Annotated in this window: 17 protein-coding genes, 1 tRNA gene and 1 pseudogene; 10 read left to right on the top strand and 9 right to left on the bottom strand. The window is 57.0% G+C overall.

What is annotated here, in order from left to right; translation table 11 throughout:
• Positions 1–226: 226 nt before the first annotated feature.
• Positions 227–985: a ThuA domain-containing protein gene (locus XI08_RS05955; RefSeq protein ID WP_271573734.1), complete on the bottom strand. Its 759-nt coding sequence runs from the start codon at positions 983–985 to the stop codon at positions 227–229.
• A gap of 343 nt (positions 986–1,328) precedes the next feature.
• On the opposite strand from XI08_RS05955, the gene XI08_RS05960 reads away from it, so the two are divergent.
• Together XI08_RS05960 and XI08_RS05965 are read left to right on the top strand one after the other, a co-directional pair.
• Positions 1,329–1,571 carry a hypothetical protein gene (locus XI08_RS05960; protein WP_271573735.1) on the top strand — a complete coding sequence of 81 codons (243 nt, stop codon included), beginning with the start codon at positions 1,329–1,331 and terminating at the stop codon, positions 1,569–1,571.
• 207 nt (positions 1,572–1,778) lie between these two features.
• Positions 1,779–2,024, top strand: coding sequence for a hypothetical protein (locus tag XI08_RS05965; protein ID WP_271573736.1), 246 nt, complete (start codon positions 1,779–1,781; stop codon positions 2,022–2,024).
• Positions 2,025–2,635: 611 nt separating this feature from the next.
• On the opposite strand, the gene XI08_RS05970 is transcribed toward XI08_RS05965, so the two are convergent.
• A complete protein-coding gene (locus tag XI08_RS05970) occupies positions 2,636–3,328 on the bottom strand; it encodes a Crp/Fnr family transcriptional regulator (RefSeq protein ID WP_271573737.1) in 693 nt (230 codons plus the stop codon).
• A gap of 205 nt (positions 3,329–3,533) precedes the next feature.
• Between XI08_RS05970 and XI08_RS05975 the strand changes: the two genes are divergently transcribed.
• Entirely contained in the window at positions 3,534–3,842 is a 309-nt protein-coding gene (locus XI08_RS05975) for a hypothetical protein (protein ID WP_271573738.1), read from the top strand.
• Positions 3,843–4,393: 551 nt separating this feature from the next.
• Here the strand turns inward: XI08_RS05975 and XI08_RS05980 are convergent.
• The gene (locus tag XI08_RS05980; RefSeq protein ID WP_271573739.1) at positions 4,394–4,630 is read right to left on the bottom strand and encodes a DUF6894 family protein; all 237 of its coding nucleotides are present in this window, start codon (positions 4,628–4,630) and stop codon (positions 4,394–4,396) included.
• A gap of 278 nt (positions 4,631–4,908) precedes the next feature.
• Between XI08_RS05980 and XI08_RS05985 the strand changes: the two genes are divergently transcribed.
• The 3 genes from XI08_RS05985 (at position 4,909) to XI08_RS05995 (ending at position 8,095) form a co-directional block, all read left to right on the top strand.
• A complete protein-coding gene (locus tag XI08_RS05985; protein ID WP_028153361.1) occupies positions 4,909–5,301 on the top strand; it encodes a response regulator transcription factor in 393 nt (130 codons plus the stop codon).
• 381 nt (positions 5,302–5,682) lie between these two features.
• Positions 5,683–5,940, top strand: coding sequence for a hypothetical protein (locus XI08_RS05990; RefSeq protein ID WP_082901090.1), 258 nt, complete (start codon positions 5,683–5,685; stop codon positions 5,938–5,940).
• Between the two features lie 310 nt (positions 5,941–6,250).
• Positions 6,251–8,095: a sensor histidine kinase gene (locus XI08_RS05995; protein WP_271573740.1), complete on the top strand. Its 1,845-nt coding sequence runs from the start codon at positions 6,251–6,253 to the stop codon at positions 8,093–8,095.
• Positions 8,096–8,281: 186 nt separating this feature from the next.
• Here XI08_RS05995 and XI08_RS06000 read toward each other — a convergent pair whose 3' ends face one another.
• Together XI08_RS06000 and XI08_RS06005 are read right to left on the bottom strand one after the other, a co-directional pair.
• The gene (locus XI08_RS06000) at positions 8,282–8,659 is read right to left on the bottom strand and encodes a hypothetical protein (protein ID WP_271573741.1); all 378 of its coding nucleotides are present in this window, start codon (positions 8,657–8,659) and stop codon (positions 8,282–8,284) included.
• A gap of 115 nt (positions 8,660–8,774) precedes the next feature.
• Positions 8,775–8,984, bottom strand: coding sequence for a hypothetical protein (locus XI08_RS06005; RefSeq protein WP_271573742.1), 210 nt, complete (start codon positions 8,982–8,984; stop codon positions 8,775–8,777).
• Positions 8,985–9,168: 184 nt separating this feature from the next.
• On the opposite strand from XI08_RS06005, the gene XI08_RS06010 reads away from it, so the two are divergent.
• Entirely contained in the window at positions 9,169–9,591 is a 423-nt protein-coding gene (locus XI08_RS06010) for a hypothetical protein (protein ID WP_011087400.1), read from the top strand.
• 540 nt (positions 9,592–10,131) lie between these two features.
• On the opposite strand, the gene XI08_RS06015 is transcribed toward XI08_RS06010, so the two are convergent.
• Both XI08_RS06015 and XI08_RS06020 read right to left on the bottom strand, forming a co-directional pair.
• The gene (locus XI08_RS06015) at positions 10,132–10,842 is read right to left on the bottom strand and encodes a Crp/Fnr family transcriptional regulator (RefSeq protein ID WP_271573743.1); all 711 of its coding nucleotides are present in this window, start codon (positions 10,840–10,842) and stop codon (positions 10,132–10,134) included.
• A gap of 94 nt (positions 10,843–10,936) precedes the next feature.
• On the bottom strand, positions 10,937–11,170 hold the full coding sequence (locus XI08_RS06020; protein ID WP_271573744.1) for a DUF6894 family protein: 234 nt from the start codon (positions 11,168–11,170) through the stop codon (positions 10,937–10,939).
• A 581-nt stretch (positions 11,171–11,751) separates the two neighbouring features.
• Between XI08_RS06020 and XI08_RS06025 the strand changes: the two genes are divergently transcribed.
• The 3 genes from XI08_RS06025 (at position 11,752) to XI08_RS06035 (ending at position 12,634) form a co-directional block, all read left to right on the top strand.
• On the top strand, positions 11,752–11,907 hold the full coding sequence (locus XI08_RS06025; protein ID WP_271573745.1) for a hypothetical protein: 156 nt from the start codon (positions 11,752–11,754) through the stop codon (positions 11,905–11,907).
• Positions 11,908–12,034: 127 nt separating this feature from the next.
• Positions 12,035–12,253 (top strand): hypothetical protein, encoded by a 219-nt coding sequence (locus tag XI08_RS06030; protein ID WP_271573746.1) that lies wholly within the window; start codon positions 12,035–12,037, stop codon positions 12,251–12,253.
• A 201-nt stretch (positions 12,254–12,454) separates the two neighbouring features.
• Positions 12,455–12,634, top strand: coding sequence for a hypothetical protein (locus tag XI08_RS06035; RefSeq protein WP_271573747.1), 180 nt, complete (start codon positions 12,455–12,457; stop codon positions 12,632–12,634).
• Positions 12,635–12,819: 185 nt separating this feature from the next.
• On the opposite strand, the pseudogene XI08_RS06040 reads toward XI08_RS06035, so the two are convergent.
• Positions 12,820–12,963, bottom strand: a pseudogene (locus XI08_RS06040) (IS110 family transposase); the annotation flags it as partial.
• 516 nt (positions 12,964–13,479) lie between these two features.
• A tRNA-Lys gene (locus tag XI08_RS06045) sits at positions 13,480–13,553 on the bottom strand.
• Positions 13,554–13,556 lie beyond the last annotated feature (3 nt).

Genomic DNA, 13,556 nt, shown 5'->3' on the forward strand with positions numbered 1-13,556 from the left:
CGCCTCCCTTAAGTGGTGCTCAACACCTCCACTTTGGCACATCGATGCCGTCGGCGGGGCGTCCACCCCATCATAAAGGCGCCGACGTCGGCTTTTGGGATTTAAGCAGAGAACAGAGTATTGCCGGTTTTGACCCGGAGCGGAAGTCGCAGACCAAGACTGTCCGAATCTCTGGCACGGACACCAGCCAACGAATCCGGCGGTGGCGCAAATGCGAAGTGCCACACTACTGGGGCGACCTTCGCATAGACCAGAGGATAGCGTTCGTGAGGATTCGCTGGTAGCGGGCGTCCTGCCAAACTGACGGCTCGTGGCCTAGCGCCGAATAAAATACTCGTCCCTCGCCATAGAATCGGGTCCAGGTGAGAGGCCAGCCATAGAATCGTTGATGTACGCCAGTCTTGCCAAGGTCCACCGAGCTTGGGTCGAGGCGCAGGAGGACGCGTGAACCACGATAGTCGAAGTCGCTGATTTGGTAGATCTCGTCCTCGACTTGCAACCAATTCCCGAGAAAAGCCACCAGGGGATCGCCAGCATCAACCACCTCGATCTTCACGGCCTGATGCCAAGGATGACCATTAAAGTAGCCGCCGACCAGATCGAGATAGTCCGGCCAAGTGTAGAATGTGTCCGTCGCCGAATGAACGCCGAGGAACCCGCGGCCCGAGCGCACAAAGTTGAGAAGAGCTCTCTTTTGCGCGGCGCTCATCGGAAGTTCTCCGGTTGTGTAGAACATCACCGCTGCGTAGCGCTCGAGGTTTTCGGTAGAAAATTCAGACGTGTCTTCCGTCGCAGTGACTTCAAAGACACCTGAATTGCGTCCGAGCTGGGTCAGGATCACCTTAGAAAGCGGTATGACATCATGCCGGTAGCCGGCGGAGTATGTGAAATAGAGGATGCGCTCTGGCGGACGCTCCGCATGCGCGCCGAGTGGTCGGATTGCCGCCGCGCCGCCGAGGAGCGCGATGAACTCACGTCGCCTCACAATCGCCTCCCAAAACCAACCAACCATGTTTTGAAGAAGCCTAGCACAGATCAGCCCAGCGCAGGCCCTGGGGCATCGCCCTCTGACGTCCTATGCAACGCGCTGGCCCATCCGTGAAGTGGCGAACCGTCTCATTGAGGTCAGCTTCGTGGGTGGCAGCGGACTAGTTTTGCTCAGGCCGAGTTCTTCGCACTTTGACCCCAAACGGACATACGCGGCACAACAAGTCTTCGCTATCGCGGGGTGCAGTGACGTCTGGCCACGAATTGATCCATTGACCTAGATCAACACTCGGCCGGTCTATCAGTTTGCCTGTAGAACTACTGAACGGAGGAGGCCCACAATGAGGCTCTCAATTGCGTTAGCGGCGGCTGCCCTGCTAATAACTGGGTTCGTAGCCGCGAGCACTGAAAAGGCCGGTGCAGTGGTCTACTGCCAATACGTTGATTATCCCGCCAATTGCGTCGTAAGGCCTGGTGTCGTACTGCGGCCGAGGCCAGTTGCGCGAGCTGCGGCGCGAGAAGCGGTACGGCCTGGAACACCGATGAATCGTGGTGGTCCGGTCGATCGAGTCGGCAGGCGCTGACGGAACGCTACAGCTCTCAGCGTCAGCACCCACTGCTTCAATCTGACCATACCCGGTATGGACCAGAGGCCGAGGTGCTCGACCGTCGAGGGCGCCGCATAAGAGATGCGTCGATTACGTGCATCGAAGAAGCGAGCTGGCGTCCGATTTGTGACGGACCGAACGCCAACGTCGGTGGCATTCACTCAAGCCCAACAGGGGGCTGTGATGACTGAAAAGATCAAGTCGGAAGTGATTTCGCGTCGAAGCGTTTTTTCCCTGCTCGGGCTCGCGATTGCGTCGGGCCTGGTGGCGACGATTCCGGTCTCGCCGCAGGTGACACCGGGCGGCGTGGAGTTAAGCGTTGATCAAGCGCAGGCCGTCACGTACCGGCGCGCCCGCGTGACTGCGCGTCGTGTCGACCGTCGCGTGTACCGCCATACACGTCGCGCCGTGCGGCGTGGTGTCTATTAACAGAGCGCGATGGGCGCGGCTCGATCACTCGCCCGCGCCGACGAGGTGATTGAGTAAATCACTGCGGTTCGTGCATGTCGTTTGCTGCGGTGATGAGTCCGAGTCTGGCCCTTCCCGGACCTGAACCGCGGATCCGGTGATGTCCGCTCACAGTGGCCGAGCAGACCATCTACCAAGGACCCGCCGACTTCCGAGTAAAGCGGACATTCAGCCGCTCGGACCAGCGCCAAGAATGCAATTATTATGATGTTTGAGCATTAAGCCGAGTGATATCGTCGATGCTGTCCATTTGGGTAGGATATGGGCCAAAAATCGGGTTCACGGTGGCGCGTCGTTCCGCGTCAGGCTTCCTCTTGTCTGATGGTTGGTGATCCGATCCGTGTCGTCCATGCGAAGCGGATCCGACTTCCGGCTTTGGCCCTTAGCCGAAGGTCGCTTGAGCGCTGCGCATGTCAGCTGTCAGGGACAAACCGGCCGCCGATCCAACTTAGCGTCCACCGCTGCTTTTTGACCCGTAGCGGTCGTGAGGCTGTCAGGTTCACAAGCGGGCTAGATGACCCCAAGCTGGTGCGGCAGCTAGACCAGAGGGGCAACGTCCGAGCAGGTTCAATTCATTTTTCCTTTTCGGCACGCTTTCTTAGGTGAGGATTGTCGTGCAAGACCACGTTCAGCAGGGAATTATGGACCTCCAGTGATCCGTTGTATTTGATGAACCCAAGCTTGCGGAACTTGTTCATGAACATGCTGACGCGCGACCTGGTGGTCCCGACCATCTCCGCGAGTGTCTCCTGGCTTATCTTCGCTATGACCGGCTCGGGCTTACTCTCCTTGCCGAAGTTCGCCATCAAGAGGAGCACCCTCGCCAGACGCTTCTCACTGGAATTAAAAAGTTGGTCGACCAAGTCCTCCTCGACTCGGGCGTTCCTAGACAACAGGTGAGCCATGAACATCTCAGAGAACTTCGGCTCGTCATGGAGCACACGCACGATAGCTGCCTTTTCGAGCCGCATGATGACGCACTCCGTCACCGTCACGACCGTCGACACCCGCAGCGGATGCCCATTTAGGCAGCTCTCACCGAAGAAGTCCCCATTTCCGTGGAGCGCGACGACCGCCTCCTTGCCCTGCTCGGAGACGACGCAGACCTTGACCTTGCCCTCCTGAATGTAGAAGACCGCATCACCGGGGTCTCCCTGAGAGAAGACCTTCCGATTCTTCCGATAGTTTGAAACGGTCCTCCCCGAGGCCACGGTGTGGAGGAACTCCTGGACGTCGAAGGGCTGCTTCTTCGTTGCCTTGGCCACGCTTCCCGCCTTCAAATATCAACTGGCTTACATTCTAGGGCAAACCGAACATCAGGAAAACCCGGGACGGATGTCGGTGGCAGTGTAGTGGCACGTGTCCCCGGCGGCCAAGTGAGCACTAAAGCTCAGATTTCGGCTCCAAATGTGCGCAGACTCGTTCATTATGGAGATGCCGAAGGCGTCCCAGTAACAGAGGAGCTGAATTATGGGTGTCATCCTTCCGTTCGTATCAGCCGGCGCATTCGAGCCCAACGATATTGAGGCGATGTCCCTGGCTTGTGAGGAAGTCTGCCATTACCTTCATATCAACGGCGACGCGCGGGCTCGCGAGACCATCGCCGCGAGAGTCATCGAGCTAGCCCAGCGCGGCGAACGTTGCCCCACAGTCTTGCGCGAGCGGGTGCTTGCGGGACTGAACGCCGGCCCCGGACGATGGCTGATGGGGTTTGGCGTCGTCTCACGGACGCCCGCTAATGATGATCTCAAGCTGTCCACTTCTGGGCGTTTGTGTTGAAAGAGTCGGCCTGTAGATCGAGGCGCGCCGCTCGAGCGTCGCGAATGACCCAAGGAGGACATTCGACCAAGCTGGGAGTGCTGCAGCACGTATGGTCAATAGCGACGAGCGTCCTCGACGCGTGATCACTGGGGTTGCGAGCAATTGCCCTAATTTGAATCTAGCGGCGACCTAACTCACTAACGACGCGTTAATTTCTTTTGGCATGTGAGCAATACTGACCAGCGCCGAGCCCAGTGGCAGTTCCACAGTGGGTTCCATCACCGCCCACCACGGCAACTACCGGTGACTGAGAGTTCTGTAACGCTCCCGCCTGATCAAGGCGTGCAACATGTTCCGCCATCCCCGAACGCTATGTCCTATGTGTCGAGCAGAAGCGGTGCTGGCTCGGATTACGCCCGGCCCCTTTGGCTTCGATATCCGGACGTTTGAGTGCCCCGCGTGCAAGGACGTCCACCAGCTCGTGGCCGATCTGATTGATCCGATGAAGTCCCCACAAACAACCGGCTGGCTTCACGGTCAACTGCAAGCGCCGACGTAGCGGCCGCACCTTATTGGGCCGGATTTTTGTATGAGGGCCTCGAATAAACGGGCACGGTGCCAATCTCACGTCCGTCATCGCTGATTATGGCGATGCGACGCTCAGGATCATCTTCGGGCTTATCAAGTGAAACGCCGATGGCCAGCACCGTCGCCCTGATGATTGCAGCGATATCGTCGTCGCAAACAAACCCCAATGAATCAAAAAGCCTGTGGCCGTCCTCGACATCAAAAAAGTACCGGGGCATTGGCAACCTCTAGTGCGCCAAGTGCTTCCAGACAGCATTGTTCCGAATAGGCTGCCGACTAGGGGCCTCAAGCAGACCATGGGAAACTGCGAGGCCGCCCAGAGAGGCATTCGCGTCCGGGCTTTGTTCCACTTTCCCCCTCAGTTCTCTCAAGATGGTGTTTTAACCCCTAGTGGCCCCAATTTCATTGTGAGCAATATTGCTCACTATCCCCGGAACGATAGTCTGTTCCCCGCGTGTACCCTTGCGCTCCTATTGCGGCGCACTGAGGTCCCCGAGTGGAAAACCAACAGCTTTTTATCCTGGTCGTTGAAGATGACCAGCTTGTTCAGAACCTTGTCGAAGACTGCCTGAGCGAGGGCGGGTTCGAGACCGTAGCAACTCCGTCCGGCGAAAAGGCCATTGAGCTACTTGATGCGGCCGAGGGCAAATACCGGGCGCTCGTCACGGACATCAATCTGAAGCCCGGTGAGATCGACGGGTGGGAGGTCGCGCGACACGCCAGAGAGATCGACCCCCACTTTCCCGTCGTTTACATGAGCGGCATCGAAGCAGACGATTGGGCATCAAAGGGCGTACCTAACAGCATCATGTTGGCGAAGCCGTTCGCGCCCGCGCAGCTTGTCACTGCCATTTCTCAGCTTCTCAACGCGATCCCACCAGCCGAGTAAGTGCCGCCTCAGTTGGGCGGCTTGTTTCATTTGCCATTGTGATTCACGTCGCCTGTTGGCCCGAATGCGAAGTCCGGACCCGCTTTTGTGTTGTCCGGTTATCGGGATAGACCGGACGCGGTTGGCCGGGCGCCCGACCGACGCGAATGACCCGCAACGGACATTGCAGCTGCCTAGCCCGTGGTTTGTCGTGCTTTGATTGGAAAGCGTCTAGCGGTAGTTCTGACGGCGGACGTCGCCGGCTGCAGCCGCATGATGGCAAACCATCCTTTGATCTAGGTCAACGTCAGCGATCCCTTGGCGCTCACGCTATTTTTAGCCGCACCTGATGAGGCGGCTTCCGTCACCTTCAGTGACGCAAGCGCGAAGAGGAGGTCCGCCATGCGGAGGCGTCTTTCGATCAAGTCAGCGACTGTTACCGGGATTGCTGCCAGCGCCTTGTTAGGGCTTGCAGGTCTCACTCTCAATCCAGCCCCAGCCAAGGCGGTCGTGTACTGCCAGTACGTTGAATATCCGAGCGGCTGCGTTGCCCGGGCAGGCGTCGTGCTCAGGCCTCGTCCGGTGGCGCGCGCTGCGGTCCGTCATAACGCCGGTGGCAATTTAAATGGTGGCGTCAATCGCGTAGGGGTGCGGCGGTAAGGCACTTTTTGCGGGGCACGACCTTGGCGCGGCACACGGCAAGCCAGGTTCGTATCCGTTTACGTTTTTATCATCAGCAATTCGCCTGTTCGCAGAGAACGGAAGCCACAAAAGGGACGAGCCGAGCCCGTCTAACGATGCTCGTTGTTCGGGGGAGACGGACGTGGCTGGCGGAAGGTAAAACCGGCCCGATTGACCCAGAGCGGACGTCTCCCGGCCGGGCCGTGCGTTCGAGTGGATCTTGTATCCGAGTCAACATCTGCGAGCTTTGCCGACGATACCGGCTATACCGCGCATTCGGCTTGCGTTCATGAATCGTATTTCAGGCGCTTTGGGACTTGTTGTTTTTCTCCTCGCTGTATCGCCTGAAGCGGTCGTTTCGGCGAGCGATAATAAGCAAGTCATGTTGCTGCATTCGTTCGGCACCGAGATGAGGCCTTGGAGCGACTATTCTCAAGGCATTCGGGAAGAGCTGAAAAGGCAATCGCCTTGGCTTCTTGATATTACGGACCATTCCCTCATTTCAGCTCGCCACAATAATAGTAATCCGGACATTCCGTTCGTTGACTACCTCACCGCTCTATTTGCCGAAAAACCGCCCGACGTGATTGTAAGCATCGGCGCGCCAGCGGCGAACTTTGTGCAGCAATACCGCGACCGGCTATTCACTTCTACCCCGATGGTGCTTACCACCCTCGAGCAACGTCGCGTCCAATACGTCACACTTACGCAGAACGACGCTGTCGTACCTATTCGGATAAACTACAAGGCCCTTTTGGAGAACATCCTGAGGGTGCTGCCTGACACCAAAAACGTCGCAATCGTGAACGGCACGTCTCCCAATGAGCGCTTCTGGTCGGACGCAATTCGTAAGGAAGCGACGCCCTTAGCTGACCGCGTCGAACTAACATTCTGGGACACTCTGTCATTCGAAGACATACTGAAAGAGGCTGCTCGTCTCGCACCACACTCCGCAATCTTGTGGGAGGGAATGAATGTCGATGCGCAAGGAGTTGTGCACGAAGGCGATGAAGCTTTCAGGAGACTTCATGCGATCTCGAATGCACCCATTTTTGGTTACACTGAACCACTCATCGGACAAGGCGCTGTTGGCGGCCCCTTCAACGCAGTGCATGATACGAGCCTCGCCACAGCCGCCGCTGTGATTCGCATCCTCGGAGGTGACAGGGCTGGCGATATCAGGATCCCTCCCCTGGAGTTTTCGACGCCACGATTTGACTGGCGTGAGATGCAGCGCTGGCGGATTGCTGAAGACCGCTTGCCTCCAGGAAGCGAGATTTACTTTCGTGATCGGACCTCGTGGGAGCGATATCGTGGGCAAATCGCACTCGTCTGCGCGATCATACTGTTTCAGAGCGCAACGATTTGGGCTCTACTGTTGGAGCGCCGCCGCCGTCAGTATTTTCAAATTGAGGCGAGCCGTCGTTCAGCAGAACTTGCTCATCTTAACCGCTATTCGACGGCCGGCGAACTTACTGCGTCGATAGCGCACGAAATTAATCAGCCGCTTGGGGCTATTCTAACCAACGCCGAGACGCTGCAACTGATGCTCAAATCACCAGCGCCAGACCTAAGAGATATCAGCGAAGTCGTCGATGACATACACCGCGATAACAAGCGGGCGTCTGAAGTAATCCTGCGCCTGCGCAACTTGCTCAAGAAGGCGCCGTCCAAAGTCACCAGTGCTGACTTGAACGACATTGTACGCGATACGGTCCAAATGCTTTCTCCATACGCAGCTATGAGGAAATGTGATCTTAATAGCGTGAATTGTTCCGAGCTGTTGCCGTTCAAGGGCGATCAAGTCCAAATTCAGCAGATCCTCGTAAACCTAATCGTAAACGCAGCTGACGCAATGGAAGACGTTCCTCGCGCGGATCGAAAGGTAACAATCTCGACGGCGCGTGACGGCAATTTTGGCGAGGTTTCAGTGTCAGATGTCGGTGCAGGCATCGACCCTGACCAACTCAAGGAGATATTCAACCCGTTTTTTTCGACAAAGCCTCACGGCATGGGAATGGGTTTGGCCATTGCCCGCACAATTGTTGAAGCTCATAACGGGCGCATCGGGGCGGAGAACAAAATTGAGGGCGGTGCGACTTTTCGTTTGAGATTACCGCTCTCGGGACGGTGAACAGCGAATTGCGGATGCTCGGCATCGGCCCCGACCGAATTCTAGCTCGAAACGATGCAACTTCCGCAGGTGGCCCGTCGCTTCCGTTGTCGTGGTGCAGCGGTATGTCTGAAGTTGAGGGTAGATCGGACGTGGCTGGCCAACTGCAAGAATGGCGAGATTGACCCATCTGCGACATGGGCAGGTTCAGCCGACCAGCTGGCAGTGCCCGCTGATGACAGTACCGTCGCGTTTATGCGCCTTAAGCGTGCCGTCGACGCGGTTGATGAAACCTTGCCAGACAGCGGTCGGGTCGAACAGATGTTGCCAAATGTTGCCGAGCGTAAGCGCCGTCTCAAAGAACAAGTGCGTATCCGTGACGTGGACGGCCAAATTGCTTCCGAATGTCCGAGAGTGCATCGTCCCCTCGTCCAGATTAACGGTGACCTGTTCCCCGTTTATGTAGACCGAGTTGCGCTCGCTACCCGTAAGGCCCCGCGCCCAGCATTTCAGATCGATCGTCTCGGCATGTGCAGCCGTTGCAGCTAGCAGCGCTGCGACGATGATGGTTGCTTTCGGCTTCACAGTTATCTCGTCGCTTTGTAGCGGCCCTGCCGGGGGTTCGGACACGGCAGGACATTCGATGACTTTGCCGAAATTTCGGTGTCGCCTTCGAAGGATGTGCAGAGGACTCAGTCGTTCAGAGGTGAGCACGCGGCAATAGCCATCCCATGATCTTCTCATGCGGATCGCGACGACTGCGGACGAATGCTTTCTCGTTCTGCTGAGCGGCGGTCCTGGCGAATTCAGAAATCCCCTCCATAGACTGCCGTTTATCCTTCGGAAGCTTCGCCCATTGGCGAATGATCTTCCGGCGGGCTTCGCGTTGCTTTTCCCTTATGTCATGCATCGGTACGCTCCTTGAAGTGGATTGTTCCGGTTCGGCCTACTATGGTTTGGGCTCACTAGAACTTCAACGTCCAATCAAGAACTCTTAGCCCCTCTGGTCGTGCAGCGCTATACACGGGAGCTAGTCTCATATTGGCTTTGCAGGCCGGCCGCCCTAGAATTGCGGCGATCGCAGGACGGGCGAAATGCAGTACGTTTGCGACGCGCCGAAGGGTAAGACCTGGTTCCGTATCGAGACGGAAGGTGAAGCGGCGCATGAGTCGCGCCTGATGAGCCACACAGTCGAGAAATATTTCTGCCGCGAGCGGGAGAAGGCAGTCCAGTCCTGGCGTCCGGAGCGGCCCAACGCGATCGAGCGCGACATCGGCCTCGAGGCCCATGTACAGCGAGAGATGCCGCTTTTCCTCACGTTGCGCGACAGGGAGGGCAATGCACTGACTACAGCGATGCTGCCACCGGGTGGCAAGGATCGCGGCGGGTTCCGGATCATCATCGTTGCCGCATCCAATGCCGATCCTTATCCTCAGCAGGAAGCGGCCATCGCTGCGCTGGGAGCGCATTTCGGTCTCACACTCGATCGCAACCGCTGCTTCCCCTACGGCCGCTAAGGAGCCTGACAAGTACCGCCGCTTGATTGGAGCGATGTCGGCTCATGGCCCGTTGCGGACCTTCACTCGGAGAGCCGAAATGTCTGCTTCCGGGAGATGAGCCGACCAAGGTGAAGCAGCCTGCCAAGGGCAGCTTGTGGACCCATCTCGGACATCGGGGCCAGCCCGCACGGCAATCTAAACGGGACCGTGGGGCATTAACGCCGGGCAGCTGTTCTCTATTGGCGTTTGGGGGTCATGGGTTTCCAGCCACCGACCAACAGGCTGAATAAGGCTCGGTTGCCCTGATATCTGGCCTCAGCGCGAGTCTTTTCTCGGCCACGCGACATCTCCACTCCGTCACTATTGCACACTTGCCACTCCCAATGGGTCAGGCCGCGCTCAATGATGACAACCTCGTACATAGTTGAGGCAAATATCGCTACCCTGAGAGCATGCCATTGCGATGGATCAAACACGCTTAAACAAAAGCGCCATTCTGCTTTGCGTTTTTGCCGACGTTTGGATGCATTGCAGTAAAAGGCACCAGCTCAGACTTGGCTAAGTGCTTTGGAGCTTCGCAGATTGGTCTAAAAGCGTTTGATAACACTCACACGACGTCTGCTCTAGCTTATGGCGATCCAGTATGTGAATCACGCCGTGGGAGTAATCCAAAACTCCCTGATTATGAAGTGTCTTGGCGACCGCGGTCACCGACGTCCGTCGTACGCCAAGCATTTCTGCCAGAAATTCTTGGGTAAGCGCAAGCCTATCGCTGTTTGCTCTGTCTGCTGATTCGAGCAACCATCGGCAAAGTCGGGCTTCTACCGAGTGGAGCGCATTGCACGCTGCGATCACGCGTGCTTGTGATAACAACACTTCATTATATTCGATGCAGAGATTTCGCAGTTGTTCGCTTGTCGCGACCACAGTCCTAAAACTGTGCGAAGCGATCTTGCTTACACGCGTCGGCATCTGCACAACGACGCGAACAAACGACTTATGCGGCCTCAGCCCAGCCATTGCACCGACGACGCCTTCACGGCCTACCGTCGCGGTTTCAACTGCTTTCCCGTCGCGCATTACGGCAAGCAATGACAACATTCCCGAATGGGGAAAGTAAACGTGGTCCACCTCATCGCCAGGTTCAAAAAGCACAGCTCCTGACGCAAGTGAGACGGTCGCAAGGTGCGGTGCCAACAGACTGTACTGAGCACGCGGCAAAGCTGACAGAAGTTTGTTGTCCAGGGGACGGGCTGGAATTGATCGCACGCAATACATCCGTCAATTACTGGCTGACGCCAATGTGAAGGCGGCAATTATATATCATACCTTAAGTGGTCCGATACCGGACGAAGCAAGGGCCTTACTCAAATGATTCCGCTATGAAGCACAGGCGGTAAATGAGCTTGCCCGCTTCGTCAGTAACCTCCATCCGCCAGCCAGCGCCCGGCTGCAAATGACCATCGATTGTACGGATCATTTCACCGCAAGCCATCGTTGCTTCTTCCCATGCGGCTTGGTGATCCAGGAAGGTCAAGCCGTCGATATCGAGGGCCGCCTTATCGTTCCTATTCAAGTGAAAAGAATAGCGGGGCATCGCGAGGCTCCAACTATAGCTCTCAGAGTCTAACCCCTCACCAGCTTGGACGTTCCGGCCCGATGGAGGCTCCTGCGCTGCCAGCCGGGCTCGCCCGGCGCTTACGCGCCCGTCGAGCGGGATCAGGTCGCGGTCATACCGGGCCGTCTGCTTGGTTGACGGTAGTCGCGCTGGTGGTCCAACTATTTTCGCGATTTATGTCGGGTACCAGACTCGCCTTTGGTATTCAGGCGAGTTTCATAGCCTTACCTTATCGAACGCATTGGCCTGGAGTGTCGCGTTCCCGGCTGAACCAGGGAGAGCATCATGCCCCAAACTCAATGCAGCCAAGTTCAGCGCAGCCAAGAGCCTATCCAGTTGATGTGCCGCTTCGAAATGACGGCAGTAGACGCGCCTTCAGGGCATGAGTTCTGCCTGTTTGATTTCCCCGGGTGCAAGGGATGCCCGAAGGCACTGCACATGGTCCAGATGGTGGGAAGTTCGGAAGACCCCATGAAATCGGAGGCGTTGCGCGCATGGGTTGCGCGCGTTTACCCCAACCCCAAACACTAGTCCTGAGCTTTAATCAGGGAGGTCAGTCCATGGAGAAATTCATTCACAAGGACAACCTTGCGCTGTTCAAGAAACGTCTCGCTGAACCGCAGACGGACGCGGAGCGCGAAGTACTTCTTAAGCTGCTGGCGGATGAGAAGGCGAAAGAACCGCTGCCCAAAAATAGCATTCTCAAGCCGCAATGATCTACATTAAGGAACCGGGGCACAGGAAGCTTAAATAGAGTAGCGCACTCAGACCTTCGAGGGGATCCGCCTATACGATCATTAGGACGATTAGTGTTGTGACCATGTGATGCGGAGGAGGAGACGAGTGCTTGCACTCAGAACGAGATTTAAGCCCGACGAGATCAAGCTGATGAGATCCGTACTAGATGAGGCGTCAATCATCCTGCCTAAGGCCGAGCGCACGTCTGCCATGAAGGCAAAGTTGGCTTCGCGTATCCTCGCTGCGGCAGCGAAGGGTGAACGCGACCCGAATAGGTTGAGAATTGCGGCACTTCTGGAGGAAGCGGATGTTCAAAAGACCTGACACATTTGCCCGCATTTCGTTGTTCCCGGAGCGACCAGCCACGAGCAAATCATTTGTAGCGCTCTCAACATGCGTACCACCAATCAACATTGAACGAGCCTATCAGCAAGTACAGCACCTACGGACACTGGTGGTGCAAGCCGAGCACTCACCCAATGCACGGCGCATTGTAAATCGTACGAGAGACAAGAGGCATTCGTCATGAATAAGCGGGACGACCAGCGAGCGCAAGAAGTGAATAATCTCAAGCTTGAGTTGGCGACCTTCGCTTTGCGGCTCGATGCCTTCGAAGCGCGCACGAGGAATCAGCTGGCTAAGTCAAACGCCGAACCGTCGAAGCTGGTCCTGCCGGATAGCGGACTTGCGAAGCAGTCTACCTAGCCGATGAAAAATCACTTTGTCAGATTGATTAATCTCGACGGGCTGCAGCCGTAGCCAGCAGCAACGATGCGAGCTGGCGGGCAATGTCGCCGTTTGGCCCGAATGCGAAGTCCGGACAGGCTCGGAAATTGTCTGCTTATCGTGGAAGACCGGATGTAATCGGCGCGGAGTCAAGCCGCCGCTTTGGCGAGCCGCGCTTCCACTTGGCCACGCGACCACTTTTGCCGCAGCAAGATGGCGCCGCGCGTATCGTGGCCCACGACATGGAACGAGTTTTTGCCGATATCGATGCCGATCACTGCGATCGCGGTATTGGGTGTCTGGGACATGGCGTGCTCCTTGTCTTGGCGCCCCTGGCCAGCTTATCGCTGGCGGGCAGGAGCACGGCCGGACCATCCCATTAGCCGACTTCGGGCCAGCGGACTTCATGATTGGCTGAAGTCGCCAGGATTACAGCCACCGAAGTAGTTGCCGACTGTTCATCGGCCTTTGATTTAGCTCAATGGCCCCGCCTGTTCCTGCCTCATTCATCGGGCCATGGCCAAGCCTGACGATCAGCGAGAGGCGAAGGAACGAGAACCTAAGCCTTCCCGCTTGGAGACGGCGCGACGGGTCATGGAAGAATACGCGAACGACCTCCGCAAGATCATCGAGAAGCTTCGCCAGAAGATGAATTGAGGTCGCCTCAGTTGGCGACCTCTCTCAATTATAGATGAGATGCCATGTCGCCTGTTGGCCCGTCTTGGACCTAGGGTGGGGTGCGCAAACGCGCCGTATCAGAGGCAGAGCGGACCTCATACCAAGTGCAGCGCGGGTTTATGAGTACACGCCCTAATCTTTCGGATTGGTGGGCCACCGCCTCGAACCGCGAACCCTCCGCTTAAGAGGCGGACGCTCTAACCATTGAAGCTAGTGGCCCTGT

The organism is Bradyrhizobium sp. CCBAU 11361, assembly GCF_028128935.1.
GTDB lineage: Bacteria > Pseudomonadota > Alphaproteobacteria > Rhizobiales > Xanthobacteraceae > Bradyrhizobium > Bradyrhizobium niftali.